This window comes from Arthrobacter sp. 05T420 (assembly GCF_056396305.1).
This window is the reverse complement of sequence record NZ_JBFTLG010000018.1, coordinates 1-25,803: the sequence shown is the minus strand read 5'-3', so window position 1 is coordinate 25,803 and position 25,803 is coordinate 1. Positions and strand designations below refer to the sequence as shown.

General features: G+C 65.1%; 24 protein-coding genes and 2 pseudogenes. 16 read left to right on the top strand and 10 right to left on the bottom strand.

The features are described from left to right. Positions 1 to 112: 112 nt before the first annotated feature. Positions 113 to 412: an MFS transporter gene (locus AC1DEM_RS17140; protein WP_476885507.1), complete on the top strand. Its 300-nt coding sequence runs from the start codon at positions 113 to 115 to the stop codon at positions 410 to 412. A gap of 75 nt (positions 413 to 487) precedes the next feature. Here AC1DEM_RS17140 and AC1DEM_RS17135 read toward each other — a convergent pair whose 3' ends face one another. Further along, on the bottom strand, positions 488 to 1,309 hold the full coding sequence (locus AC1DEM_RS17135; RefSeq protein ID WP_476885506.1) for an SDR family oxidoreductase: 822 nt from the start codon (positions 1,307 to 1,309) through the stop codon (positions 488 to 490). A gap of 191 nt (positions 1,310 to 1,500) precedes the next feature. On the opposite strand from AC1DEM_RS17135, the gene AC1DEM_RS17130 reads away from it, so the two are divergent. Then, positions 1,501 to 2,397, top strand: coding sequence for a helix-turn-helix transcriptional regulator (locus AC1DEM_RS17130; RefSeq protein WP_476885505.1), 897 nt, complete (start codon positions 1,501 to 1,503; stop codon positions 2,395 to 2,397). A 291-nt stretch (positions 2,398 to 2,688) separates the two neighbouring features. After that, positions 2,689 to 3,072, top strand: coding sequence for a hypothetical protein (locus AC1DEM_RS17125; protein ID WP_476885504.1), 384 nt, complete (start codon positions 2,689 to 2,691; stop codon positions 3,070 to 3,072). A 518-nt stretch (positions 3,073 to 3,590) separates the two neighbouring features. Here the strand turns inward: AC1DEM_RS17125 and AC1DEM_RS17120 are convergent. Next, complete coding sequence (locus AC1DEM_RS17120; RefSeq protein ID WP_476885503.1) at positions 3,591 to 3,743, bottom strand: hypothetical protein; 153 nt, start codon at positions 3,741 to 3,743, stop codon at positions 3,591 to 3,593. 309 nt (positions 3,744 to 4,052) lie between these two features. Here AC1DEM_RS17120 and AC1DEM_RS17115 point away from each other — a divergent pair, with 309 nt between their 5' ends. From AC1DEM_RS17115 to AC1DEM_RS17095, 5 genes are all read left to right on the top strand, one after another. Next, positions 4,053 to 5,042: a manganese catalase family protein gene (locus tag AC1DEM_RS17115; protein ID WP_476885502.1), complete on the top strand. Its 990-nt coding sequence runs from the start codon at positions 4,053 to 4,055 to the stop codon at positions 5,040 to 5,042. 140 nt (positions 5,043 to 5,182) lie between these two features. Further along, positions 5,183 to 5,971, top strand: coding sequence for an alpha/beta fold hydrolase (locus tag AC1DEM_RS17110; protein ID WP_476885501.1), 789 nt, complete (start codon positions 5,183 to 5,185; stop codon positions 5,969 to 5,971). Beyond that, positions 5,968 to 6,654, top strand: a complete 687-nt coding sequence (locus AC1DEM_RS17105) for an esterase/lipase family protein (RefSeq protein ID WP_476885500.1) — start codon at positions 5,968 to 5,970, stop codon at positions 6,652 to 6,654. The genes AC1DEM_RS17110 and AC1DEM_RS17105 overlap by 4 nt, the downstream gene beginning before the upstream one ends. A 431-nt stretch (positions 6,655 to 7,085) precedes the next feature. Beyond that, positions 7,086 to 9,344, top strand: a complete 2,259-nt coding sequence (glgX, locus tag AC1DEM_RS17100; RefSeq protein WP_476885499.1) for a glycogen debranching protein GlgX — start codon at positions 7,086 to 7,088, stop codon at positions 9,342 to 9,344. Between the two features lie 319 nt (positions 9,345 to 9,663). Beyond that, positions 9,664 to 11,001, top strand: coding sequence for an alpha-amylase family glycosyl hydrolase (locus AC1DEM_RS17095; protein WP_476885498.1), 1,338 nt, complete (start codon positions 9,664 to 9,666; stop codon positions 10,999 to 11,001). A gap of 147 nt (positions 11,002 to 11,148) precedes the next feature. Here the strand turns inward: AC1DEM_RS17095 and AC1DEM_RS17090 are convergent, their stop codons facing one another. Then, positions 11,149 to 12,234 carry an SDR family oxidoreductase gene (locus tag AC1DEM_RS17090; RefSeq protein ID WP_476885577.1) on the bottom strand — a complete coding sequence of 362 codons (1,086 nt, stop codon included), beginning with the start codon at positions 12,232 to 12,234 and terminating at the stop codon, positions 11,149 to 11,151. A gap of 425 nt (positions 12,235 to 12,659) precedes the next feature. Between AC1DEM_RS17090 and AC1DEM_RS17085 the strand changes: the two genes are divergently transcribed. Together AC1DEM_RS17085 and AC1DEM_RS17080 are read left to right on the top strand one after the other, a co-directional pair. Beyond that, positions 12,660 to 13,055 (top strand): nuclear transport factor 2 family protein, encoded by a 396-nt coding sequence (locus AC1DEM_RS17085; RefSeq protein WP_476885497.1) that lies wholly within the window; start codon positions 12,660 to 12,662, stop codon positions 13,053 to 13,055. Then, positions 13,052 to 13,750: an SDR family NAD(P)-dependent oxidoreductase gene (locus AC1DEM_RS17080; RefSeq protein ID WP_476885496.1), complete on the top strand. Its 699-nt coding sequence runs from the start codon at positions 13,052 to 13,054 to the stop codon at positions 13,748 to 13,750. Before AC1DEM_RS17085 ends, AC1DEM_RS17080 begins: the two co-directional genes overlap by 4 nt. Before the next feature lie 224 nt (positions 13,751 to 13,974). Here the strand turns inward: AC1DEM_RS17080 and AC1DEM_RS17075 are convergent, their stop codons facing one another. From AC1DEM_RS17075 to AC1DEM_RS17060, 4 genes are all read right to left on the bottom strand, one after another. After that, on the bottom strand, positions 13,975 to 14,766 hold the full coding sequence (locus AC1DEM_RS17075; protein WP_476885495.1) for a biosynthetic peptidoglycan transglycosylase: 792 nt from the start codon (positions 14,764 to 14,766) through the stop codon (positions 13,975 to 13,977). A 614-nt stretch (positions 14,767 to 15,380) separates the two neighbouring features. Beyond that, positions 15,381 to 15,836: a nucleoside deaminase gene (locus AC1DEM_RS17070; protein ID WP_476885494.1), complete on the bottom strand. Its 456-nt coding sequence runs from the start codon at positions 15,834 to 15,836 to the stop codon at positions 15,381 to 15,383. Between the two features lie 133 nt (positions 15,837 to 15,969). Further along, complete coding sequence (locus AC1DEM_RS17065; RefSeq protein ID WP_476885493.1) at positions 15,970 to 17,682, bottom strand: ABC1 kinase family protein; 1,713 nt, start codon at positions 17,680 to 17,682, stop codon at positions 15,970 to 15,972. A gap of 5 nt (positions 17,683 to 17,687) precedes the next feature. Further along, positions 17,688 to 18,230 (bottom strand): PadR family transcriptional regulator, encoded by a 543-nt coding sequence (locus tag AC1DEM_RS17060; protein WP_476885576.1) that lies wholly within the window; start codon positions 18,228 to 18,230, stop codon positions 17,688 to 17,690. Positions 18,231 to 18,576: 346 nt separating this feature from the next. Here AC1DEM_RS17060 and AC1DEM_RS17055 point away from each other — a divergent pair, with 346 nt between their 5' ends. The 3 genes from AC1DEM_RS17055 to AC1DEM_RS17045 all read left to right on the top strand — a co-directional run bounded on the left by AC1DEM_RS17055 (position 18,577) and on the right by AC1DEM_RS17045 (position 21,709). After that, entirely contained in the window at positions 18,577 to 18,765 is a 189-nt protein-coding gene (locus AC1DEM_RS17055) for a hypothetical protein (RefSeq protein WP_476885492.1), read from the top strand. Positions 18,766 to 18,954: 189 nt separating this feature from the next. Next, positions 18,955 to 20,088, top strand: coding sequence for an alkaline phosphatase family protein (locus AC1DEM_RS17050; RefSeq protein WP_476885491.1), 1,134 nt, complete (start codon positions 18,955 to 18,957; stop codon positions 20,086 to 20,088). Positions 20,089 to 20,119: 31 nt separating this feature from the next. Next, positions 20,120 to 21,709 carry a S53 family peptidase gene (locus AC1DEM_RS17045; RefSeq protein ID WP_476885490.1) on the top strand — a complete coding sequence of 530 codons (1,590 nt, stop codon included), beginning with the start codon at positions 20,120 to 20,122 and terminating at the stop codon, positions 21,707 to 21,709. A gap of 154 nt (positions 21,710 to 21,863) precedes the next feature. Here AC1DEM_RS17045 and AC1DEM_RS17040 read toward each other — a convergent pair whose 3' ends face one another. Then, positions 21,864 to 21,986, bottom strand: coding sequence for a hypothetical protein (locus AC1DEM_RS17040; RefSeq protein ID WP_476885489.1), 123 nt, complete (start codon positions 21,984 to 21,986; stop codon positions 21,864 to 21,866). A gap of 163 nt (positions 21,987 to 22,149) precedes the next feature. Here AC1DEM_RS17040 and AC1DEM_RS17035 point away from each other — a divergent pair, with 163 nt between their 5' ends. The 3 genes from AC1DEM_RS17035 to AC1DEM_RS17025 all read left to right on the top strand — a co-directional run bounded on the left by AC1DEM_RS17035 (position 22,150) and on the right by AC1DEM_RS17025 (position 25,151). After that, positions 22,150 to 23,133 (top strand): helix-turn-helix transcriptional regulator, encoded by a 984-nt coding sequence (locus tag AC1DEM_RS17035; RefSeq protein ID WP_476885488.1) that lies wholly within the window; start codon positions 22,150 to 22,152, stop codon positions 23,131 to 23,133. Beyond that, entirely contained in the window at positions 23,126 to 24,007 is an 882-nt protein-coding gene (locus AC1DEM_RS17030) for an SDR family oxidoreductase (RefSeq protein WP_476885487.1), read from the top strand. Before AC1DEM_RS17035 ends, AC1DEM_RS17030 begins: the two co-directional genes overlap by 8 nt. A 163-nt stretch (positions 24,008 to 24,170) precedes the next feature. Then, positions 24,171 to 25,151: an aldo/keto reductase gene (locus AC1DEM_RS17025; protein ID WP_476885486.1), complete on the top strand. Its 981-nt coding sequence runs from the start codon at positions 24,171 to 24,173 to the stop codon at positions 25,149 to 25,151. Positions 25,152 to 25,216: 65 nt separating this feature from the next. Here AC1DEM_RS17025 and AC1DEM_RS17020 read toward each other — a convergent pair. Together AC1DEM_RS17020 and AC1DEM_RS17015 are read right to left on the bottom strand one after the other, a co-directional pair. Continuing rightward, positions 25,217 to 25,487: pseudogene (locus tag AC1DEM_RS17020) on the bottom strand (Gfo/Idh/MocA family protein); the annotation flags it as partial. 19 nt (positions 25,488 to 25,506) lie between these two features. After that, a pseudogene (locus AC1DEM_RS17015) lies at positions 25,507 to 25,803 on the bottom strand (hypothetical protein); the annotation flags it as partial.

Sequence of the window (25,803 nt, the reverse complement as noted above, 5' to 3'; positions counted from 1 at the left end):
CCGACTAGCTAAACCGTCAAAGAAAGATAGGTCAACCTCTTATGCCCATGGTTCCTCCCGCGATCCCGCGCCCCGCCCGGGCCGTGGATTCGCTGCAGCCACAGTCTCCTTCGTGGCGATCTTCGCGGCGGGAGGAACGGCAGTCCCGTTGTACGACACCTACCGCTCGGAGAACGGCGTCACCAATACCGACCTCTCGCTGGTCGCTGTGGCGTACTTCGTGTTTGCCGTGTTCGGTCTCGTCGTCCTGGGCCGACTGTCCAATCACGTCGGCCGCAAAGCGATGTCGATCGGTGCGCTGGCGGTCGCCGCGGCAGGCTGTTTTGTGCTCTTAGCCGTCGACGGCGTGGTTCCTCTGCTCGTGGGCCGGGGCTCCAAGGGCTCGCGGCCGGATTGGCCTCAAGTGCACTAGCGGCCTACGCCGTGGACACAGCCCCGAAGAGGCCCGCTGGCTCCTGGCAAGGGTAACGAGCGCCGTTGCCGCTAGTTAGAGCTGTCCGGACCGCATGGCTGCGATCACGCCGCCGTCCACGAGGAGGTCGGAGCCAGTGATGAAGGCGCCTTCAGCTCCGAGGAGGAACGCCGCGGTGGTTGCCACTTCGGCGGGGGTGCCCATGCGCCCGGCGGCTGATGTCCGGATCATGGTGCGGTAGCCTTCGGCGAACGGCCCGGACATTTCGTCCTGGGCGAGCGGGGTGGAGATGATGCCGGGGCTCAGGGAGTTGATGCGTGCCCCGCGTTCACCCCAGGTGGTGGCTGCTGCCTGCACGCGCAGGGCGTTGCCGCGCTTGGCGAGGGTGTAGGCGGCGCCGGAGTCGCCCACTTTCTCGGCGGCGAGGAAGGGCAGATCCAGAAGTTCTGCCGTCGGTGTGTAGGCCAGTGCGTGCTCGACATCGCGGGGGTAGCCCTCGCCCATGTGGCCGGCCATGCTGGAGATGACAATGCCGGAGCCGACTGCGGCGATGACCCGCCCGAACTCCTCCAGGACGTAGGCGGTGCCGAGAAGGTCAACGTTCAGCACCCGTTCGGTGGTTGCCTGGACCGGGGACACCCCGGCGGCGAGCACGACGCGGGCGATGTCTCCCAGCGATGCGGCGGCGTCGGCCAGGGCGGTGATGGCGTCGTGGTTGGAGATGTCGATCGGGTGGGTGGTGACCTCGTAGCCTTCGCCGCGGAGCTGTTCGGCGACGGTATTCATGGTTTCCTCGCTGTAGTCAGCGAGCAGGACCTTCCGGCCGATGCCGGCGACGCGGCCGATCGCTATTCCGATGCTGCCTGAGCCGATGATGACTGCTACTTCTGCTGCCATGGTGGTTTCCTCTTAACTTTCGTTAGGTTTTGGGGGTTGCTGTCAGAAGGTTCGTGCCTGGGAGCGGCCAGGTCCCGCGGGAGCCTCCGTTATCCAGTCAACCGCCGAGCCCGAACCCGAGGTAGTGGCTGGTGTTCCATGTAATGGCAGTACCTCCCACCAGTGACTTGTTCGCGCGTACCTTGGAAAAGGTGAGCAACAACAGCGAAGTGAGCGACTTCCTCAAGTCGCGCCGTGCCCGGATCACCCCTGAAATGGCAGGGCTGCCCGTGTACGGCGGCCTGCGCCGGGTGCCCGGGCTCCGCCGCGAGGAACTCGCAGCCGTGTCCGGGATGAGCATCGATTACTACAACCGGCTTGAGCGCGGAAACCTCACCGGCGTCTCCGACAGCATCCTCGAATCCCTGGCGCGGGCCCTGAAACTCGACGACGCCGAACGCACCTACCTCTTCGACCTCGCCCGCGCATCAAACATCAAACGGCCCCGGCAGCGCCGGCGCGGGCCGCAGAAGCTCAGCTCCAGCATTCAGCACCTACTTGACGGCATGACCGGTATCCCGGCCTTTGTTCAAAACGCGCGACTCGATGTCCTCGGCATGAACGACCTCGCCCGCGCGCTCTACCACCCGAACGGCGGCGAGGCGGCACCGCCCCAGAATTTCGCGCGTTTCGTCTTCCTTGATACCGGTTCCCGGGATCAGTTGCCCGAGTGGGAATCAATGGCTCAGGATGTCGTGGCGATCCTCCGGCAGGAAGCCGCCCGCGATCCCCACAACCGCGACCTCACAGACCTCATCGGTGAGCTCTCCACCAAAAGCGAGGACTTCCGGATCATGTGGGCCGCCCAGAACGTCCGGCTCCACCACACCGGGATGAAACCCTTCCACCACCCCGTCGTCGGCGACTTCGAGCTGACATTCCAGACCATGCAACTCCCGGGCGATGAAGGCCTCACCCTGATCGCCTACAGCGCCGAACCGGGCACCCCGGGCCACGACGCCCTCAACCTTCTCGCCACCTGGGCCGCTACGGTCCGCAGCGAAACACGGCTCAAGACGAACGACTCACCGGCCCACCGTCCCGCCTAAAGAGCCCTCCCGGCAGCCATGCCGTTCCGGTTTCCCTCCCGACGCCCTTCTGATCATCAGCCTGGCTGCTACGGTCGAAATCTGATCTGTTGCGGCCCGCGGGCCTCTACACCGGGGATATACCAAAGCGCCCATGGTCCACCGGGCCCACTCCCGAAAATCTGATTTGACAGCGGGAAAAGGTGCTCCTAGATTCTTACTGCTTTGGCCGCGTTTTCTTAGCTGGTCATGCTTCACATTCATGCTGTTGTTCATTTGAGCGGCTATACCGCCGGGATGCAGGAGGCCACGATGACGAAGACACCACTGGAAGATTTCCTCAAGGAGTGCGTTGCCCCGGATCCGGACGGGAACGGTCTCAGCATGGACGAACTGTATGGCGTGTACCTGAGCTGGTGCGGGCTCGAAGGGTTTGCACCTGTGGGTGACAGGGCGTTCAGAGCCGGTTTGCGCGCAGCCAATGTCCGCACTGAACACCGTGGAAGCAGATGCCCGGGTCTGAGGATGACCGGCCCGGCGGCGTGCGATTACCTTGTCCACCGCGAACTGCCGCTCGCCGTGCTGGAAGCACCTGCCGGACGTCCTCAACTGATCTCGCACCCGGTCCGTGAACGCGTCGCGCCGCTTCCCGGCTGGCAGACTGGGGAAGCCCTTGGCGCCGTTCCGGCCGCCTGACGTTCCCCGGCCCGGCCGTTGACGGCATCTCTCCGGGACGCGTATCCGGTCTGATCACCCTCCCGGCCGTCGCGCGGTTTCTATTCGGCCTATGAGGAAAGCCTCCGCGCGAGTCCAGGACTAAAGCGCGGAGGCTCCCGGTTCTCCAAGCTGGGGGGACTGGAGAACCAAACCGAGGGTACTCGCAGGCGTGACGTCCTGGTCGATGGCCTGCCGGGAGGAGCGACCTTCGAGGTCGCTTGCCTGCTACCGTCCTGGGGCGCCCTTTGTGAGCGGGGGGTTCGGGCACGCGGAACCGGATTGGGAGCTGAGGCAGGCATCAGCGGCCGCCGCGGCAGGTCAGGCTGCCAGGAGACCAACTGGTGGGGCCGGGGACCTCGCGGGGTTCGGCGTCAGGATGCTGATCCGATAGTCGTGCTGGAGCGGGTCGACGTACACCGGCAGGTGATGCGACTGTGACAGCACGTCCGCGTCGCAGGCTGAGTCCGGCCAGCTTCACGGCCCGGGGTGGAAAGCGGTTACTGGGCGCCTTCGGGTTCAGTGCCGGCTCCTTCCGGGTCGGGTTCGCCGATGTCCCCGTCGAGTTTCCGGGCGATGTCGCCGGCAAGCGAGTCCCTGGCGGACTCGTCTTCGCCGCGGCCGTCCCTATCTTCATCTGGAATCTCAGTCATGAGGCCCAACCTAGCGGCAGTCGCCCGGCCTGTCGAGCAGGACAAAGCCGGGACGCTGCTGCCCGTCCGTGGAGTCGCCCGCCCGACGGGTCGGCCCGCACGATCATCCGGCTGGGATGGGAAAGGCCGGACGGGGAATGTCGTACAGCTGCGATCGGCAGGATAATTTCCTTGCCAAGAATACTAAGCATGCTTATGGTTAGACCCTGCGGCTGCCACACCGCGGGACGGGCCGGTCCGGCCATGAGGTATTCGGAGGCCGGTGTTTAAGAGGACGACAAGCATCAGACCAGAGTGAGGAACTAGCCTATGTACCTGCACACCCAGCAACTGATCAACGAAATCGCCGTCGACGAGCCCGACCCTGCCGCGGCCAACGCCTTGCAGGAGGGCCTGGGCGGGCAGTTCGGCGAGATGCGCACCATGATGCAGTACCTGTTCCAGAGCATGAACTTCCGCGGCGACGCAGCCTCGAAGCCCTACAAGGACCTGCTCCAGGGCGTGGGTACCGAGGAGATCAGCCACGTCGAGCTGATCGGCACCACCATCTCCCGGCTGCTGGACGGGTCCCCCGAGTACCAGGGCAAGAAGACCGATCCCGTTGACCAACCCGGAGCCAAGGGGGCCACGCCGCTGAAGATCGCGCTGGACACGAGCAACATCCACCACTACCTGGTCGGCGCGCAGGGGGCGTTGCCCGTGGATGCGGCCGGGAACCCGTGGAGCGGATCCTACGTGTACAACAGCGGCAACCTTGTCCTGGACCTGCTGTACAACCTGATGCTCGAGTCCACCGGCCGGCTGCAGAAATGCCGGATCTACGAAATGACCGAGAACAAGACGGCGCGGTCCACGATCGCCTACCTCATCGTCCGGGACCAGGCCCACGAGAATGCATTCGCGAAGGCCCTGGAAAGCCTCGGCGTGAACTGGGGCAAAGTGCTTCCGATCCCGAAGACCAACGCCGAGCAGTTCCCCGAGGTGAAGAAGCTCCTGGACAAGGGCCTGCAGAGCATCCAGTACACCTTCAGCGCAGACAACCTCAGCGAAGCGGGCAAGCTGTACCGTGGCGCATCACCCTCCAACGACGGCACCGAGCTGAGCACCGACGTCGCGCCGGCCGGCTTCCCGATGAGCATTTCACCGGAACGCCGCGAGGAATTCTCGCCCGGGCTCGATCCTGACCTGCTGGCACTGATCCAGGCCACAGCAGAAGTGGAACTCAAGGACGCCGACAATCCCAGGGAACCCACGAAGGAACCCACGAAAGAACCTAAGAAAGAACCCAAGAAGAAATAGCCTGACGCAGGGAACCGCCTCCAAGGACACCCTTGGCAGGCAGCTCCAGAGGCGGCCCGCTTTCCAGCTGGAGAGCGGCTCGCTTCCGCATCCGTGCGGTGCTGGGCGCCGGGCTTGGAGGGGAAGGAGATTCTCTGCAGATGGCTGATCCGATCGGTTCCGACGTCCGCGTCGATGAGCTCGTGGGGCGGCTGAATGTATCGCCCCTGCCCCGGGGCGCGGACCGGTCGGGACCGGCCATGGTTCTCCTTCACGGCATAGGCGCATCCCACCGCTATCTGAACCGGCTCCATTGGCACTTGGCCGAATCAGCAGATACGTATTCGATCGACCATCCCGGCTTCGGCGGGACACAGAAACCGGGTCGTCGGCTGTCGGTCTCGGACTGCGCAGGCTTCATCCAGGCCGCCCTGGACCAGGCAGGCGTTGGCCCGTGCATCCTTATCGGGCATTCGATGGGAACCCAGTTCGCCGTGGAAGCGGCCATACAACAGCCGGACCGCATCACCCAACTGGTTCTGATGGGACCCGTCGCCGATCACAAGCGCCGCACTGTCGCGCGGCAGGCCCTCGACCTGACAATTGACTGCCTCTTCTTCGAAACCCCGTCATCAAACCTCCTGGTCATGGCGGACTACACCCGGTGCGGCCCACGCTGGTACCTGACCAAACTGCCAGCGATGATGACCTATCCCACAGAGGAACGCAGCGCCGAGGTGGGCGTGCCGATCCTGCGCCCGCGGGGATCCCGGGATCCGGTAGCGTCCCGGGTCTGGTGCCGTCTGCTAGAGAAGCGCGCATTTGCCGGTGAATTCCGTGAGGTCCCCGGCTGCGGGCACGTCGTTCAACACACCGGTGCTGGAAAAGTTGCGGAGGCGATCCGGGGCTTCGATAGGGCGCCCGGCAGTGCGCGGGGAGCCCAGGCGTGAGCAGGGCAATCCGCAGGGCGATCTGGTGGATCCGCGACTACGCTTTCGCGGCCGAGTGGCAGGTCCGGGGTGCCTTGTCCCGCATCCCGGCCGACGCCTTCCATGCCGGGGACCGCAGCCCCATCGTGGTGATCCCGGGCGTATTTGAGAACTGGCAGTTCATGCTGCCCCTGATTACAGCCCTGCACCGAGCGGGCCACCCCGTTCACGTCGTGACCCTTCTCCAACGAAACCGGCTGGGCGTCCCGATCGCTGCCAGGCTCGTGGCCGAGCACATCGCTGCTGCCGGCCTGGAGAACGCGGTCATCGTGGCTCACAGCAAGGGCGGGCTCATCGGCAAATACATCATGCTTGCCCTCGACCCGGACCTGCGCATTGACCGCATGGTCGCCGTTTGCACGCCCTTCTTGGGATCGCGCTACGCCCGCTACCTGCTCATCCCCAGCCTCCGCGTTTTCTCGCCGCGCAACGCCCTAACCCTCCAAATGGCCGGGGAAGAAAGCATTAATCGCCGGATCACGTCCATCTACGGGGTTTATGACCCGCACATTCCCGAAGGCAGCGTCCTGCCCGGAGCCCGCAATATCCGGCTCGAGACGGCCGGGCACTTCCGGATCCTCGGCGATGAACAGACCGCCTGCACCATTGTGGAGCAGTTACAAACAGACCTTCCCCAGCAGTAAAGCCCTAAGCCGGAAGCTGGGGAGCACATCATGCTGCTCCCTGGGTCCGGCCACCGACTGTCAGGTTGATCGCCGGTCCCTTTCAATAACGCGGCGGGCGGTCACCGCATTGAACCGAACGCTCCGGGCATGTTTCAACGACAGCGTGCTCCCGGACACGCTGGATGGCCGGAGATGTGGACGACGCACCTGCCGGCCCCGTCAAGAACTCCGTGCTGTGCAGCCTTCCGGAAGGTGCGAGGGCCACCACCCCTAAATGGGACTGTCGCGGAGCCCGAAGTTCCGCCGTCTGCGATATAGTCAGCAGGCTTAGGAATTGCAGTTCATGGAGTTTGCCCAGCCGGAGGACCCCGTTAGCGTGAGAGTTTCCCCTCCGGTGGTTCGCACCACGCGTGCTGGACATCTTGTTGGACGATCTAGGAGGAGCACGAATGGAAACCTGGCCCGGATCGGCGTACCCGCTTGGTGCCACTTTTGACGGAACCGGAACGAACTTCGCGTTGTTCAGCGAAAGGGCCGAGAAGGTCGAACTGTGCCTCTTCGATGATGAGGGCACGGAGACCCGGATTGAACTGACCGAAGTGGACGGCTACGTGTGGCACTGCTATGTGCCGCAGATCCAGCCGGGCCAGAAATACGGCTACCGCGTGCACGGCCCCTACGATCCCGGCGCGGGCAACCGCTTCAACCCGAACAAGCTGCTCCTGGACCCTTATGCAAAGGCCATCCAGGGCCAGATCGACTGGGATCCGGCGCTCTTTTCTTATAACTTCGGGGATCCCACCTCCAGCAATGATGCGGATTCGGCACCGCACATGATGATGGGCGTGGTCATCAACCCGTACTTCGACTGGGACGGCGACCGCCAACTGCGCATCCCCTACCACCAGTCGGTCATCTACGAGGCCCACGTCAAGGGCCTCACGCAGCTGCACCCAGAGGTCCCGGAGGAACAGCGCGGCACCTATGCCGGCGTGGCGCACCCCTCCGTCATCGCCCACTTGCAGAAGCTTGGCGTCACAGCGGTGGAACTCATGCCGGTGCACCAGTTCGTCAACGACGGCACCCTGGAAGACAAGGGCCTGAACAACTACTGGGGCTACAACACCATCGGCTTCTTCGCCCCGCAGAACAGCTACAGCGCCACGGGCGACGCCGGCCAGCAGGTTCAGGACTTCAAGGCCATGGTCCGGTCGCTGCACCGGGCGGGCATCGAGGTGATCCTGGACGTGGTCTACAACCACACGGCCGAGGGCAACCATTTGGGCCCCACCCTGTCCTTCAAGGGCATCGACAACGCGACCTACTACCGGCTCGTCGACGGCGACCTCAAGCACTACATGGACTACACCGGCACCGGCAACTCTCTTAACGTCCGCCAACCGCACTCGCTCCAGCTGCTCATGGACTCCCTGCGGTACTGGGTCACGGAAATGCACGTCGATGGGTTCCGGTTCGACCTCGCCTCCACCCTGGCCCGTGAGTTCTATGACGTGGACAAGCTGTCCACCTTCTTCGAGCTCATCCAGCAGGACCCGGTGGTTTCCCAGGTCAAGCTGATTGCCGAGCCGTGGGACGTCGGACCAGGCGGCTACCAGGTGGGCAACTTCCCGCCGCAATGGACGGAATGGAACGGCAAGTACCGCGACAGCGTCCGCGACTTCTGGCGCGGTGAACCGGCCACTCTCGGCGAGTTCGCCTCGCGGCTGACCGGCTCCGCCGACCTCTACGAACATTCCGGCCGCCGCCCGGTGGCGTCCATCAACTTCGTCACAGCCCACGACGGCTTCACCATGCGCGACCTCGTCTCCTACAACGAGAAGCACAACGAGGCCAACGGCGAAGGCAACAACGACGGCGAATCCCACAACAGGTCCTGGAACTGCGGCGCCGAAGGGGACACGGAAGATGACAAGGTCCTGACCCTGCGGGCGCGGCAGCAGCGGAACTTCATCGCGACCCTGCTGCTCTCCCAGGGCGTTCCGATGCTCCTGCACGGAGACGAGCTGGGCCGCACCCAGCAGGGCAACAACAACACCTACTGCCAGGACTCCGAACTGAGCTGGATCCACTGGGACAGCGTTGACCAGCCGCTGATCGAGTTCACGGCCGCCGTGAGCTCGTTGCGCGCCAAGCACCCCACCTTCCGGCGCAACCGCTTCTTCGACGGCCGCCCGGTGCGACGAGGGGAAGATGAGCCGCTGCCGGACATCGAATGGCTCGACCCCGACGGCAACATCATGCAGCCGGAGGACTGGGACAGCGGCTTCGGCCGCTCCGTTGGAATATTCCTCAACGGTGACGGCATCCAAGGAAAGGACAACCGCGGGCGCCCCATCACAGACGTCAACTTCATGCTGTACTTCAACGCCCACGACGGCGACGTCGATTTCAGGCTGCCCCCGGACGAGTACGCTCCGGCCTGGGATGTCATGATCGACACCGCCGGAGCCAGCGCCGACTCCGAACCCCTGGCGGCTGATGACAAGGTCACCGTCGCCGCCAAATCCCTCATGGTGCTGCGGGCCGCTGCCCCGGCCCCGGAGGAGGAACCCGACCACTCGGTCGCCGCCTCGCTCGCGGCGTTGACGCAGACGGCAACCTCCGAAACCGCGTCGCTCACCTCACCCGCCGTTCCCGAGCCCCAGGACACCAGACGGGCAGGCAAGCAACCCGGAGCGGGCACATGAGGGCACCCGCCTCAGGATCCCGCCGAACCATCGACCGGCGTGGGGCCGGCCATCCGAACGCTGTGCCATCACGTTCCGGCCAGTCTGCAACGCGTACCCGGCAGTTGAAACCCGCAGCCGGACGAGGGGACGGAGTCGGAGTGCAACCAAAAACCAGATGGGCGGACGCCGCTTGATTGGGGATCGGGGCCATCGCCTGCCGGCCGGCGCGTAAGCCTTAGTGCAACGTCGATGCGGCAGGAAACCGTTCCCCGGCGCTTCCCGGGGGTTGCCGCTCTGTGGTGCCGGTAGCTGGGGCAGAGACGAAAGGTGAATCACCATGACAGAGCCCGCATGGGTGCAGCACGCCATCTGGTGGCACGTGTATCCTCTCGGCTTCACGGGCGCGGAACCGACTTTGCTGGCCGGACAGCCGACGGTGCACCGCCTCCCCAGGCTGCACGCCTGGCTCGACTACGCACTGGAACTTGGGGCATCGGGCCTGGCTCTTGGTCCTGTGTTCACCTCAGAATCCCACGGATATGACACCACGGATTATTTCCGTATCGATCCCCGGCTCGGCGATGACGAGGACTTTGAAGAACTGATCAGGCAGGCTCACGCCCGCGGCCTGAAGGTTCTGCTCGACGGCGTGTTCAACCACGCCGGGCGCGGCTTCGGCCCGTTCCAACGGGTGCTGGCTGAAGGCCCTGCCGCACCCACGGCGTCGTGGTTTCGGCTGACCTGGCCCGAGACCGGATGGAAGCCCGGCAGCGTGCCTGGTTACGAGTATTTCGAGGGTCACCGTCACCTCGTCGCCCTGAACCACGACGAACCGGAAGTGGCCGGATTCGTTGCCGAGGTCATGAAGCACTGGTTGGGGCGCGGCGCGGACGGCTGGCGGCTGGACGCCGCCTATGCCGTTCCGCCGGCCTTTTGGAAGGCAGTGCTGGCCGACGTGCGCCAGGAGTACCCGCAGGCATACTTCGTGGGCGAGTACATCCACGGTGACTATCGCCGGGAAGCGGGCGCCGGCACGTTGGACTCGGTCACACAGTATGAATTGTGGAAGGCCATCTGGAGCTCCCTCAACGACGCCAACTTCTATGAACTCGCTGCAGCCCTGGAACGGCACAACGGCTTCCTCGAGACGTTTGCGCCCTTGACCTTCGTGGGCAACCACGACGTCACCCGCCTTGCCAGCAAGCTGACCAACGCAGATCAGCTCCCGCTCGCGCTGGCGGTGCTCCTGACCGTGGGCGGAACGCCCTCCATCTACTACGGCGACGAGCAGGCCTTCCGCGGCCATAAGGAAGACCGGGCCGGGGGAGACGACGCCGTCCGCCCCGCCTTCCCTGCCGAACCCTCCGAGCTGGCACAGGCCGGCCGGCCGGTCTACCACCTCCACCAGGAACTGATTGGCCTGCGCCGCAGGCACCCGTGGCTGCACAATGCGCGCACGAAGGTGGTGTCGCTCAGCAACGAACACCTTGTGTACGAAGCGAGCAGCAATGGCGCCGCCATCACGGTCGCCCTCAACCTGTCCGGCAAGGCCGCTCAACTGCCCGTTCCGTCATCGGCCCGCACCCTGCTGGCCGGCCCGGGAACAAGGCCGCCGGCCCGCAATGAGGTCAACCTTCCCGGCTACGGCTGGGCCGTGCTCGGGACTGCAACCTAGGCCGCTGCACGCAGCACTTATCCCAGCTTTCCCCGGGATTCTCCACCGCGACAATGGGTTTCGACGATCCACCTTGACGTAGTAGCCGCCATCAATAGTCGATCGCCACCTGAGAAGGCTCAGCGAGTCAAGGCCTCACAGGAGCGGTCAAGGGATGAACTTTTCTGTCCGGTACCGATCAAACAGTTGCCGGAAGGAGTCATCGGTGCGCCGGTAGCCGGTGAAGCCGGCCACGCGGCTTTTGCCCATGTCCGCGAGGACCTCTAGGTTGCGTCCCAGGTCGGCGTCCGTGTGCCACCACGAGGCAATCCGCGAAAGGTCGGCTTCTGCCAAGCCGTGGGTGGCGGCAATCTGGGACCATACGGGTTCCATGCCGCGCATCTGTTCCTCGAGCGGACGCGGGGACCCTTCAATGCCAGCCGCTTCCACGCCAAAATAGGCAGCTATTTGCGGCCACATCCATCGCCATCGGAAGACGTCACCGTTGACCACGTTGTAGGCCTGATTGCCTGCTTTCTCGGTGGTGGCGGCCCAAATCATGTGCTCGGCAAGGAGGCCTGCGTCAGTCATGTCCGTGAGGCCGTTCCACTGCGTCTCGGAGCCGGGAAAGACGAAGGGCAGGCCCAGCTCTCTGCAGATGGAGGCTTGTGCCGCCAGGGTCAGCCCCATATTCATCGCGTTGCCCACGGCGTGGCCGATTACCGTGTGTGAGCGGTGCACGGACCAGCGGAATCCCTGCCGTTCTGCTGCTGCCCACAGTTCGTCTTCCTGCGCGTAGTAGAAGTTCGGGGCCGGGAGCCGCGGTTCTTCTTCGCGGAAGGGGGTCTCCGGGATGAAGCCCGCTCCGTAGGTCTCAAATGGGCCCAGGTAGTGCTTTAGACCAGTCATTAGTGCCACGTGTTCGACCGGGGCGTGGTGTAGTGCGCCGAGGAGGTCTCGGAGCATGGCTGCATTGACGCGGATGTTGCCTTGCTCGGTGTTCTGCCTGGACCAGGCGGTGAAGAAGATGTGCGTGGGTTTCTCGTCGCTGAGCGCCTGGGCAAGGCTGTCCGCGGACAGGAGATCGGCGGAAATGTGCCTGGCCCGCCCACCGGGAATGGGATTCCGGGACAGTGCAAGGACCGTCCAGTTTTCGCTCTGGCCCAGCTGTTCGACGATTGCCGAGCCGGCAATGCCACTGGCGCCCACAACCAGAGCTGTCTTGCTTTGAATGACGCCGGCATTGATGTCCACTGATGTCACGGGTGCCTGACTTTCTTGGTGAGGGGTTCGTACCGGAGATGGTTGGAAGCCACGCTTCGCTATTGACCACCCTTCCCAGCCATTCCATTGCCAATTGATCATCATAATCTCTGCTATCAGGCCTTTGACCCGCGGAGTGGTGGCCACGGTCAGGCAGGCAGCACACGGGCCACGCCCGGGGCGAGGACGGGACCGAAGCCGGTGATGAAGTCGATGATCCCCTGGTAGCCGGCTTGCGCGGCGGGGAATTCCTTGTCGGCCAGGCGCCGGGCGGGCGCGCACGCGACCTCTCAGATCGACCAGGTCGGGCTGAAAGTGGATTGCGAGAGGAACTGCCAGCACTCAAACTGGACCACAAGCGGACCACTGCACGGCGACCTGAATCGACGGAAATCAGCCACGGAAAGGACAACACGATGGATCCGACCTGGGCGGCACTCGAGGCACACTGGCGCACATCGGAAAGCGGGGATAGCGAAGCCGAACACGCTATCTATTCCGACGATGCGATCCTCGACTATCCCCAGTCGGGTGAACGCTTCCGAGGCCGAACGACGATTGCGGCGCAACGCGGTGAACACCCTGCCGAGAGGCATTTCACCGTGCTGCGGATCCTCGGAAGCGGGAATCTCTGGGTGAGCGAGTGCATCATCACGTATGACGGCGTGCCGACATACTCGGTGTCCGTCATGCAATTCGCTCAAGAGAAGGTAGTGCATGAGACGCAGTACTTCGCCGACACGTTTGGCGCCCCCGCATGGCGGATAGCAATCGCAGAGCCGATGCCGGGCCGGCAGATCGAAAGGGCATGATTCCGACCGGAGGGACGAGTAATGCGGCCGCAATCGACCCCAACCACGTCCTGATCATCGGAGCCGGACCGGGCCTCGGGGCCGCTGTGGCCCGTCGCTATGCAAGAGAAGGGTTCCGAATCACGCTCGTCGCGCGCCACGAGGAGTCCGTTGCCGCGCTCGCCGACGAATTGCGCGCTTCCGGGGCCAACATCGACACCGTACTCGCCGACGCCGCCGACCAAAAGGCGTTCCGTATACGGCTGCAAGCCATCGCACAGATCGACGCCCCAGGAATCGTGGTCTACAACGCTGCCCTGATCGCCAGGGACCGTGTCCTGGCCACGGACGCCGAGTATCTGATGGCCGCGTACAGCGTCGACGTGCTCGGCGCCATCACTGCTGCGCAGGTTCTCACGCCGGCTATGGCACAGGCCCGCATCGGCACCTTCCTGACGACGAGCAGCTGGCTCAGCCACGACCCACAGCCCGAGCATGCGACCCTCTCGATCGGAAAGACCGCCCTGCGCGTGGTGACCCATTTGTTGCATTACGAGCTGGTCCGGCAGAACGTGCACGTCACCGGGGTCACCATCGCCGGAGACATCGCGGATGGAACAGCGTTCGCGCCGGAACTGATCGCCGAAGCCTACTGGCGGCTTCACGCTCAGCCGGCCTCGGAGTGGAGCCCAGAGGCTGTCTTCGACGGCAACTGATCGGCGTCGCCGTGCAGGGTTCCTGCACTGCAGTTGCGGGGTCCAAATCGAAATACCCGACTGACACCGTGCCACCGCGGGTTGAATCCTCTCGGTCGGGGGTGGTGGTACTTCGATGGCCGCCGGGCCCGCGGCGGCCAGTTGAAACTGGGCCGCGTATGCGATGGCCCGTTCTCACCTCGCGTATGACGCCTGACGCCTGACGCCTGACGCCTGTGCCGGGCCTAGCCGGCTTCGCTCTGGATACGGTCCTTTACGCTTTGAGGCATGGATGAGCACGCGTCGTTGTCGGAGCGCCGGTCAGCGTGGTTCTCGGCAGTGTCAGTGATGCCGACCGTCGCGACGGCCGCCTGCCATCCGCCCAGGCCGGTGAGCTGTTGAGGAACCCAGACGTTCGCTGCCCCGTTCACCAGGTTCCACACGGCGGGGTGGACGCCTGCGCCCAGGTAGATACCACCGTTGGGATCCCGCTTGACCAGATCCGGCAGTGGTAGAACACCCATCAGTTGTGCAGATTGGTAGTCCGACAAGTTCCACGGCGGTGTTCCAAAGTAGTACCAACTGGCCGCGCAGACACCATACAGGTGGGGGCCAAACTGGGCGTAATTCAGGTAGAGCTCCAAGGTCCGCTGGGGGCTCAATGTGTAGCTGAATTGGGTTGCCAGGACGGCCTCGATCCCTTTTCGGGCGGCGCTCTGATCGTCCCAGAGGAAGATGTTCTTGACCAGCTGCTGGGGGATGGTGGAACCACTCGGGTCGGGCTTTCCCTGGAAATACGCCTGTGCCCTGGCCTGGAAGTCTCCCAGGTCGAAGGCGCCGCTGCGGGTGCCGAGCTGTTCGTCTTCATGGGCGATGGTCGCGGCGAGCAGGTGCCGGCTGATGTGGTTGATCGAGACGAACTGGTAGACGTTAGGCTCGCCGGCCTCCAGCATGTAAGCGGTGCGGGGCGGGGTCACGCCCATGCTGAACGTGAAGGCAATGATCTGGATCAGAACCAGCGGGGCGATCAGGGCCAACAGTATCTTGCGGCGCCATTTTCGTTTAGGACGCTCGCGTGGCTGACCGATCGGAGAAACCGGCTGTTTGGCCTGATCCGGCTCTGTGGCAGGCCCCTGAGGCGCCAAGGTGTCCGGCACCGGGTAAGTAATGACTCTCGCCGGCTCCTCCCGCCGACCCGCTGTAGTCCTCTGGCCAGGCTGATCGGAATGAGAGACCGGCTGCTGGGCCTGATCCGGACCCGCCGCAGACCCGCTTTCGCGAGGCGCGAACGGGACTGGCACCGGGTAAATTACAACTTTGGCCGGCCCTGCGTCCGGACGGCCCGATCGAGGCAGTCGGTCCGACGGTATATGCCGCGGCGCGATTGGTGGTTTCGGGATGTCCATCGGTCTGCCTTCGCTGTTCGCCCCCGGCTACGCCCCTAGGGATAGAGGATGGGACGAGATTCTACCGGGCCGCCCCGAGTACTACTCTCAGCCAACTACGCAGGGGATTGTCGGGGAACCTGACCTCAAGGAACGGATCAGGCAGGAATTCCGGCAATACCGCGACATGGTGCGCTGCTGGGTCCCTCAAGAATCGCTATGCCATGGTCGTGACCCATTTCACCCTTGTTCCCTTCTGCTGTTGATTACTCGGCGATGTCCTCCGCCCACAGCTCAGGGTGTTCGTCCTGGAAGGTGCGCATCATCTCGACGCATCGGGCATCATTCAACACCAGTACTTCGACGCCGCGTGAGCGCAGAAGATCGAATTCGCCGGGGAACGTCTCGGCCTCGCCCACCACCACGCGCGGAATCTTGAACTGGACGATGGTCCCCGTACACATCGCACACGGTGCCAGGGTGGTGTAGAGGGTCGTGTCCCGGTAGCTTTTCTGGCGTCCGGCAGCCCGCAGCGCAGACATCTCGCCGTGGGCGATTGGATCACCATGCTGGACACGCTCGTTGTGGCCGCTGGCAATTACTTCCCCGCCCCGGGCCAAGGCCGCGCCGATCGGGATGCCGCCCTCCCGGAGACTCTTTTGTGCGGCTTCGTAGGCAGCTTCGAACGCCGGGTCTGTGTTGGTTCGTTCAGTTTTGTTCATGGGTGCAGTCTAAATTGGCGGGCCTTTGTTGCTGTGGACCTGGAACTTGCTTACGGGCATGTTGATTGCGAACGTCGCGCACAGGTGTCTGGCCGCGTTTGGCTTACAGCCGGGTTTCGGCTCACCAGCTCATCTAGAGGCCGCGGCGCCCTACCCACAGGCCATGTAGCAGCGGGACCACCGACGCGATCATCAGCACGCTGCCGAGCACCATGTCGTCCGCTCGGACCACGGAACCTGCGATGAGCAGCGCTCCGAACACCAGCGCCGATACCGACCGCTGCGCCACGCGGCTAAGCCGTGCCACTTGCCGTTCGAGCCGCGGGTTGGCCACCGACAGCGAACCCTCCTCGATTCGGGTGAGAAGCCCATCCACCCGTTTGGGCAGACGTAAGGCGACCCCGGCGGCGTCGAACGCTTGCTGAGCCACGTCCTGCACGATGTTGCCGCGCTCGTCGCGGAGCAGCTGCCCCGCATAGGGTTCGACCGAGTCCCACAGATTGAACCGGGCGTCCAGCGAGCTGCACACGCCCGACGTCAGTGACATCGCGCGGATGATGAGCAGGAAGTTCTCCGGCAACTGAAAGGGCAACGAGCGAACCACGTCACCGAACTCCAGCGCAAAATCACGGAACTCCCGCGGGTCCACCTCACGAAGCTCGGCGAAGCCCATCCCGCCGAACCTGGCGAAGAGGTGCATCATGGCCCGCTCAAGCTCGGCCGTGTCGGCCGACGGCACCAGCACACCAACATCGCTGATCGCGGCCACCAACCCCTTGCCGTCACGCGAGGCGGCCGCGATCAGCAGCTTCCGCAGGCCACTGCGCGTTTTGGGCGGCACCTCTCCCATCATGCCGAAGTCGATAAACGTCAGCTTCCATGGGCGCTGTGCGGATGAACCGGCATTCGGAGTGACAAAGATATTGCCGGGATGCGGATCGGCGTGGAAGAAGCCAGTCGTGAATATCTGGTCGAACATCACCGACGCGAAGACCGGGGCAACCTGCACGGGATCGATGCCAGCCGCAAGAAGGGCCGCCAAGTCCGTGATCTTGATCGCCGTAACATCTTCCAGCGTGAGCACGCGGCGGGTGCTCCGCTCCCAGACGACGTCGGGCACGATCATCCTGTCGTCGTCGTCAAAATCAGCGGCAAAGCGCTCTGCATTCGCCGCTTCATGGAGGTAGTCGATTTCCTCGAGGCTGGTCTGCGCAAACTCCTCGACCAGTGCCGGCAGGTCAGCGCGATCGGACACGAGGCGCACGTGGCTGAGCCAGCCGCCAACTTTGCGTAACGCGGCCAGATCGACGTCGACAATCGCGTCGATGCCCGGTCGCTGCACCTTCACCACTACGTTTTCGAGACCGGTGTCGGCGGCATCGGTGCGAAGAAGTTGGGCCCGGTGCGCCTGCCCGAGGGATGCGGCGGCGATTGGCGTTTCCTCGACCGAGGCGAACACCCGGTCCAGTGGCGCACCCAGCTCCGCCTCGGCAAGGGCACGGATTGCTGGGAACGGGACGGGGGGCGCCTCGTCCTGCAGCCCTTCCAGTTCAGCAGTGATCTCCGGCGGGAGTACATCGAGCCTGGACGACAGGAACTGACCAACCTTGATCATCAGACCGCCAAGGTCCACCGCGAGCACATGGAAGCGCTGCGCGAAGCGCCGCATCCTTTTGGTCCGGGTGCGCTCGGCAATCCTGGCCAGCCCGATGCGAGGGAGGAACAGCTCAAACCACCACGTCACCGCGAGATGCCAAGCGGCGAAGCGCAGGATACGACGGTAACGGGCACGGGTGTTCCCGGCGCCGGGTACCGGATCTGCTCGGTCCCGGCGAACCGACGTCACCCTCGTCAGTCCTGGGCGAGGATCGCGTACAGCCGACGACGTGCCTCGTTGAGCACCGCCACGGCCTCCTGCACCTGCTTCGGGGAGCCTGTGCGACCCACCTGGGCAGCGGCCTGCGCGAGTTCGACGCCAGCCTTGGGCAGCGCCGCGAACCCTGTGCCTGATGCCGGACCCGTTGACGCCCAGAGCGCTGACGTATCGGCACCCGCTACCTCTTCCCGGCCTGCTTCCGTCAGCGAGTAAATCTTGCGCCCGTTGGATTCCTCGGCCCTGATGAACCCCTCGTCGGCCAGCAGCTGCAGCGTTGGGTAGATGGAGCCGGCGCTCGGCTTCCAGCTGCCACTGCTGCGCTCCTCGATCTCACCGATGATCTGGTAGCCGTGCATCGGACGCTCCGCGAGCAGGGCCAGTATCGCCGACCGCACCTCGCCTCGACCCACGCGGGTGCCCGAGCGCTTCTCAAACCTTGAACGCAACTCCTCAACGGCCTGCCACATGCCGTCGATGTTGGGGCCGCCAAATCCGCTCGCCGGGTACGAATTACGCATCATGCTCTCCTCTGCGAGTCGCGAACGATAGTCAACGATACATCCGATATTCACAAAACCGACAGGGGGAAGCCGGCCGCGGGGGAGTCACGCACGAGGTTCCCGCCGGTGTCGGCGACCGCGAGGAGTTGGTACATAAGCGGGAGCGCGATGCAATTGCACCCGGCCCTCGCCCAACTCATGGTCTACCCCGACCGAATCGACCCCTCTAACCAGTTCCCGACACTTACACAGAACCCTTGGCAAGCTCACAGCTCGTCGGCAGGCTGTCCTACCTGAGAGACTCCCGCAGGTGCCGTCCGGTCCGATCACCCAGAGCTGACCGCTATACGCAGGTCCCCACCCCGTGACCGGGTTCGTCCTGCTCGGTTTTCTGGCCGGTGATTCCTACGATGCTGTCGCCCGGACGGCGGCTCGAGACATCACCGCCGTCGTCGCGGGGGTCGCGGTCATCGGGTTGATCATCTGGCGGGTACGCAAAGCACGACGCGAAGCCCGTGCCTTGACCGGTTCCGCGCTGGAGGCGGAACAATGACCGCCGGCGCGCCATGTTTGGCTGCCGTGGTAGCGGGTGCCAATCCGGCCCTCCAGTATCTGTCGTCGGATGACCGTGAACACTTCCATAAGTGTCTTGCATCGTCAGGCCGCAAGTGGCAGCAGTGGCATAGTCTCGGTGGTGTCCGATTAGGCGTCCGGGTGATCCGGCCGAGGAAACGGGGATGTAATGGCGAGCAGCAGAGTCAAGCGTGTTGTGGTGATGGTGCAGGAGAACCACACCACGGATAATTATTTCCGGGGCCTGGCTCCGTATGGGGCCAACGTTGCACCGGACTGGCCCACTCAGGCCAACCCGCCCGCGTCGGATCAGCCCCACGACCGGCACGCCTACTACCGCTGGCTCACCGGGCAGCACAAGGCGACCCGAACTCAGTTCGACACCGCGACGACGATCCCGTTTTACGCGTATCTGGCGCTGACGGGGGCGTTCCTGGAAAACCATTGCAGCGGTTTCGGCACGAACTCGACGCCGAACCATCTGCTGATCGTTGGTGGCCAGTCACCGACGCTGCGCAATCCGTCCCGGGCCCAGCCGCCGCCGTTGTGGGACATGCCCTCGGTCCCGGGCCTCGCCGAGGACGCTGGCATCGGATGGGCCTGCTACACCGCGACCGGCGGCTACCCGGCCGGGTTCTACGAACAGCTCAGCGGCTCCAGAAATTTGATGCCCAGCACGCATTTCGTCCCTGACGCCGCCGCCGGGAAGCTGCCGCCTTTGACTTATCTGTGGCACGACTCGCCCGAGGACGAACACCCGACCGCCGACGTGACAATCGGGATGAATAAGATCTGGGAATCCGTGGACGCCGTGGTCAGATCCGGCGGTTGGGATGAGACGGTCTTCCTGCTGACCTGGGATGACTGGGGCGGCTGGGATGACCACGTCGCCACCCCCAACGTCGAGCACACTCCGGACGGGGTGCAGCTCGCGTACGGTCCGCGGGTTCCGCTGATCATGTTCGGCGGCCCGGTCAAGCCGGGCATCGACAGCCGCTGGTCCCACCACGCCGGCATCGCCAAGACCGTGATGCAGCTGCTGGGGCTGCCCAAACTCGGTGTGGACCGCGTCGACAACGACCCCGGCCTCGCCGACCTCATTGATCCCGCCGTTCACAACCCCGCCCCTCCCACGTTGGGGTCGATCATCACCCTCCCCGCTCCGCCGCAGCCGGACCGCAAACCCAACCCATTGCCCGCACCGTCCACGGCGACGTCCATTCCGGTACCACCGGTGGTGCTGCGCGGCGGCGGGACGCTTCCGCCGCCGAACGATGTTCCCCTGATAACAACGAAGCCCTGAACGATGACCGTCCCACGAACGGAGCACTTTCATGTCTGAGCAGAACAACACCCCGAAGGCCGAGCAAAGTGTCCCGCTTGCCGGTTCGGAACGTACGGCGGCTGCAGGGATCCAGGCCACGCACGGGCCCGTTGATCCTTCCCGCCGGATTGAGGTGACCGTGATTCTGCGCCGGCAGGAACCGCTGACGCAGATGCCCGCCGAACCGATGTCCGGCGCGGAGCTCGCGGCCCGTCACGGGGCCTCCGCCGGGGACCTGGGCCTTGCGACCAGAACGTTCACCCGGCTCGGAGCGGAAGTTATCGAAGCGGACCCGGCCTCCCGCCGGTTGCGGCTGGCCGGAACTGTCGAACAGCTGAGCCGAATCTTTGGCACGAGCCTGGAGGAAGTGACCAGCAGCGGGCCCCACAGTCAGGACATCACCCACCGGCACCGGACCGGGGGCCTGCAGATCCCGGCGGAGCTGGACGGAATCGTCACAGCCGTACTGGGCCTGGATGACCGTCCCCAGGCACGTGCGCAGTTCCATGCGGTCCCGCTGGCTGCGGCCGGGACGAGCTACACCCCGCCGGAACTGGCCAGGATCTACAACTTCCCTGCCGGCGCCGATGGCAGCGGTCAAAGCGTGGCCATCATCGAACTAGGCGGAGGCTTCGGCCACGCGGACCTGGACGCATACTTCGCAAGTCTGGGGATCGCCGGGCCAACGGTGACTGCAGTGGGGGTCGACGGTGCTGCCAACCAGCCCGGGCAGGACCCGGCCGGGGCAGACGGGGAAGTCCTGCTGGACATCGAAGTCATCGGGGCCCTGGTACCGGCGGCGGACCTTCAGGTCTACTTCGCCCCGAACACGGACGCCGGGTTCCTCGACGCGATCATCAACGCCTCCCACGCCGCGCCGACACCGGTGGCTATCAGCATCAGCTGGGGCCAGAACGAGGACGACTGGACCGCCCAGGCACGGACCGCGTTTGATCAGGCCTTCGCCGACGCCTCGGCGCTGGGCGCGACTGTCACGGCAGCGGCGGGGGACAACGGCAGCGCCGACGCGGCTACGGACGGCAAAGACCACGCGGACTTTCCGGCCTCCAGCCCGCACGTACTGGCCTGCGGCGGCACCCGCCTGGATGCCGACCCGGCCACGGGAACCATCACTTCGGAAACCGTCTGGAATGACGGACCGAACTCCGCTACCGGTGGCGGCTACAGCGACACGTTCCCCGTCCCGGCCTGGCAGCGCGGGCTGCCCGCCCACGCCCGCCGCCGCAAACCCGCACCTAAGCCCGCACGCCGGGGTCGTGGCCGCGGCGTCCCGGACGTCAGCGGTGTCGCCGACCCGCAGACCGGGTACAAGGTCAGAGTTGATGGCAAAGACATGGTCATCGGCGGCACGAGCGCCGTCGCACCCCTCTGGGCGGCCTTGGTTGCCTTATTCGCCCAGTCGACGGGACGGCCGTTCGGTCAAATCCAGCCCCTGCTCTACAGCCGGACGGGCGGGTTCCACGACGTCACCAAGGGAAACAACGGCACCTACCGGGCGGCGGCCGGCTGGGATCCCTGCACCGGGCTCGGCAGCCCCGACGGGACAGCCCTGCTCGCGGCGATCAACTCCGGTCTCTAACTTGGGTGGCGCGCAAGGTGACGGCTGGCAATGGGATGAGGAGATGGCCCGTCGAGATGCTCAAGCCCACACCTCGAGACAGGAGGGAAAAGGTCACTGTCTATGGATGATTTTCCGGCCCCGCATACGCCCATTACGACAAGGATAGGTTTCATCAGAGAATGCCCGGGGTCCCGGCCGGGATCGGCTCGTGACGTGCCACTTCGACCGGACGCTGGAGCAGCCCGTCGAGGGAGGCGTTGAGCCGCTTGACCGGATTGCCGTGTTGTATGCTCACGTTCCACCTCGTCACATCCAGTGTGTTGGTTCGTTTCCCGTTGCTACTCCACGCGGTTTTCCGGGCAGCGGACATAACTGCCACTTCGTGACCATTTCTGCCGGGTTTGGGGGTGTCTGATAGACACTGCCACCGGCCGCTTGGTCTGCGTAGCGTGGTGGATGTGGACAGAAAAGACGAAATCCGGGAGTTCCTGATCTCGCGACGCGCGAAGATTAGTCCGGAGCAGGCCGGCATGCCCAGTTACGGGGAGCTGCGCCGTGTGCCGGGCCTGCGCCGCGAGGAAGTGGCGCAGCTCGCCGGGGTGAGCACGGACTACTACACGCGGCTGGAACGGGGAAGCATCCGCGGTGTCTCGGACGCGGTGCTCGAGGCTGTCGCCTCTGCCCTTCAGCTCGACGACGCCGAGCGGGCGCACCTCATGGACCTGGCGCGGACAGCCAACACGCCGTCGCGTCGGGCGCCCCGCCGGCCACCGCAGCAGCGGGTCCGTCCGGGCGTGCTGCGGCTCCTGGATGGCATGACCGGAGTGGTGGCCCTGGTCCAGAACGGCCGTTCGGACGTGCTGGCCGCCAACCTGTTGGGCCACGCGCTGTACGCGGAGGTGTTCAACTCCGCCGTGCTGCCGGGGCCGGACACACCGGGGCGGTTGCCGAACCAAGCGCGCTACCTCTTCCTCGATCCGGGCGCGGCAGATCTCTACCCGGATTGGCGCGCGATCGCAGCTACCACGGTCGCGATGCTGCGGCTGGAAGCGGGGCGGAACCCGCACGACCGGGCACTGAATGAGCTCGTCGGTGAACTGACCACGGGCAGCGGGCTGTTCGCTGCTCTGTGGGCCGGGCACGACGTACGCATCCACACCACGGGGACCAAACGATTCCACCACCGCGTGGCCGGGGATTTGTCACTGCAATACGAGACGCTCGACCTGCCCGGCGATGAGGGACAGACCCTGTTCACCTTCACCGCGGAGCCCGGCTCTGCATCCGAAAACGCGCTGGCCTTCCTGGCCAGCTGGGCGGCCTCGCCTCCGGCAACAACCACCGCGGGCGATTCCGCCGGCGAATCCACCATCCCGGAGAGGCGTTCCTCCGCGCAACCAGGATCACAGAACCCAGGAAAGACAGAACCCTCACATGACTGAGCAGAACACCAACACAGAGCGGAACGACAACACGGCCGGCAAGAAGGTCTGGTTCATCACCGGCGCCGGCCGCGGCATGGGAACCGACATCGCCAAGGCCGCCCTGGCCGCCGGCCACGCCGTCGTCGCCACCGGCCGCAACCCGGAAAAGGTGATCCAGGCCGTCGGCGCGAGCGAAGACCTGCTGGCCGTGAAACTGGACGTCACCGACCCCGCCGATGCCACGGCAGCGATCCAGGCCGCCGTCGACCGCTTCGGCCGGATCGACGTGCTCGTGAACAACGCCGGCAACTTCTACGCCGGCTTCTTCGAAGAGATCACCCCGGAAGACTTCCGGAAACAGATCGAAACCACCATGTTCGGGCCCATGAACGTCACCCGCGCGGCCCTGCCAGTCATGCGGGCCCAGCGTTCGGGGCTGGTCGTCACGATCTCCTCCACCGCCGGCATCGCGGGCGGGGAGTTCCTCAGCGCGTACGCGGCATCGAAGTTCGGCGTGGAGGGCTGGGCGGAGTCCCTGGCCCCGGAGATCGCCCCGTTCGGCATCCGCAGCATGATCGTGGAGCCGGGGTTCTTCCGCACCGAGCTCCTCACCCCGGAATCCACCAGCTACGCCGAATCCACCATTGAGGATTACGCCGAGCGCACCAAACAAACGGTTGCCGCGTGGAAGGGGATGGACGGACAGCAGACCGGGGACCCGGCCAAACTCGCCAACGTCCTCATCCAGCTCGCCGAACTCGATCAGCCGCCTCTGCGCTTCGCCGCCGGCGCCGACGCCGTCGGGCTCTTCGAAGCCCGGGCCAAGGACCTCCAGAACCAGGCCGACGCCCACCGCGAGCTCTCCAGCAACCTCGCCCGCGACAATGCCTGACACCCCTTATCGGCGCCGGCGTCCCTGAACCCCGGGCGTCGGCCGACCGACCAATTCAAGCAACTCCCGCAAAACTTCCTGGGACGCACGTGGCTAGCACCTGCCCAAAACCGGCCCCAGCCGACGTCCCGGGGCTGAAAAACACAGCGAAAGGAAGCACAGCATGAAGAACGCACGCCTCGGAGACCTGGAAGTCTCCCGCATCGGACTCGGCGCCATGACCATGGCCGGCACCTACACCAGCGAGGGCGCCCTGGATAACGCGGAGTCGATCCGCACCATCCACCGGGCCCTCGACCTCGGCGTCACCCACGTCGACACCGCCGAGATCTACGGGCCGTTCCTGAGCGAGGAGATCGTCGGCCAGGCCATCAAAGGCCGCCGTGACCAGGTCAAGATCGCCACGAAGTTCGGCCTGGTCTCCCATTCCGGCGGCGGCCCCGGCATGATCGACAGCAGCGCGGCTAACGTGAGGTCCGCCGTCGAGGGCTCCCTCAAGCGCCTCGGCACCGATCACATCGACCTGTACTACCAGCACAGGATTGACCGGGAGACCCCGATCGAGGAGACCGCCGGTGCGGTCGCGGATCTGATAACCGAGGGCAAGGTGCTGCACTTCGGGCTGTCAGAAGCCTCCCCGGAGACCATCCGCCGGGCACACGCCGTCCAGCCGGTCACGGCACTGCAGACCGAGTACTCGCTCTGGACCCGCGACGTGGAGGCGGAGATCCTGCCGCTGCTGCGCGAACTCGGCATCGGCTTCGTCCCGTACTCACCGCTCGGCCACGGCCTGCTGACCGGCCAGATCCGCTCCGTCGACGACTTCGCCGACGACGACTGGCGCAAGACCAACCCGCGGTTCACGGGCGAGAACTTCCGCCGCAACCTCGCGATCGTCGACGAGGTGAAGGCCATCGGCGCCGAGATCGGCGCGACCCCCGCACAGACCGCCCTCGCGTGGCTGCTGACCCGCGGGAACGACATTGCCCCGATCCCCGGCACCCGGCGGGTCTCCCGGGTCGAGGAGAACACCGCGGCCGACGGCGTCGAACTCACCGGCGACCAACTGGGCCGGCTGAACGCGCTCCGACCCGCCGCAGGGGAACGCCACGACGAGGCCAACATGGCCTCGATCGACCGCTGACCGCAGGACCGGTGCACGTACCGGCCCCGATGCCCACACAGAACGATTACCCCTACGGGCCCTTCGGTGAGAAGCAACGCGGACGCTACGTTGACTCCCACCTCTTCGGGACCGTCCGGCCCCGGCCGTTGCGTAACGAACGTCCTCAATACACCGGTAGCCTCTGTGACGCTTTGTCCGGTGAGGTGTTGGATCTGGTTGATGGCGAGGGACGCGATGTCGCCTAGCGCGCCAGTGCCCGCCGTTTCGGAGCGCAGCCGCCCAGCTCATGGGTGTTGCCTCATCAGTCAGCCAGTCCTGCAGATAGCACGCCCTGACATGCCGGAGGGTACCGAGAAGTGCGTCGGGTCAAGGCTTAGCCCAGCAGGGAGACGGCGTGGGCGATCACGAGGGCCAGGAGAACGAATCCTCCGGCGGCTTCGAGTCCCATCATCATTTTGGCGCGGGGAGACAGGGGCATGGTGTCGGTGGGACTGAAGGCCATGGAGTTGGACAGGGAGAAATAGGTGTAGTCGACGAAGGAAGCGACCCAGCCGCTCTTGACTGAGGACCGCGTCGCAACTTCCGTGACGGCGTCGTGGTCTTCGTCCTGGGGAAACCGGAAGTCAGCAGCCGGGAGGTCGTCGCGGTGGGTATTCCGCCGTGCGACCGG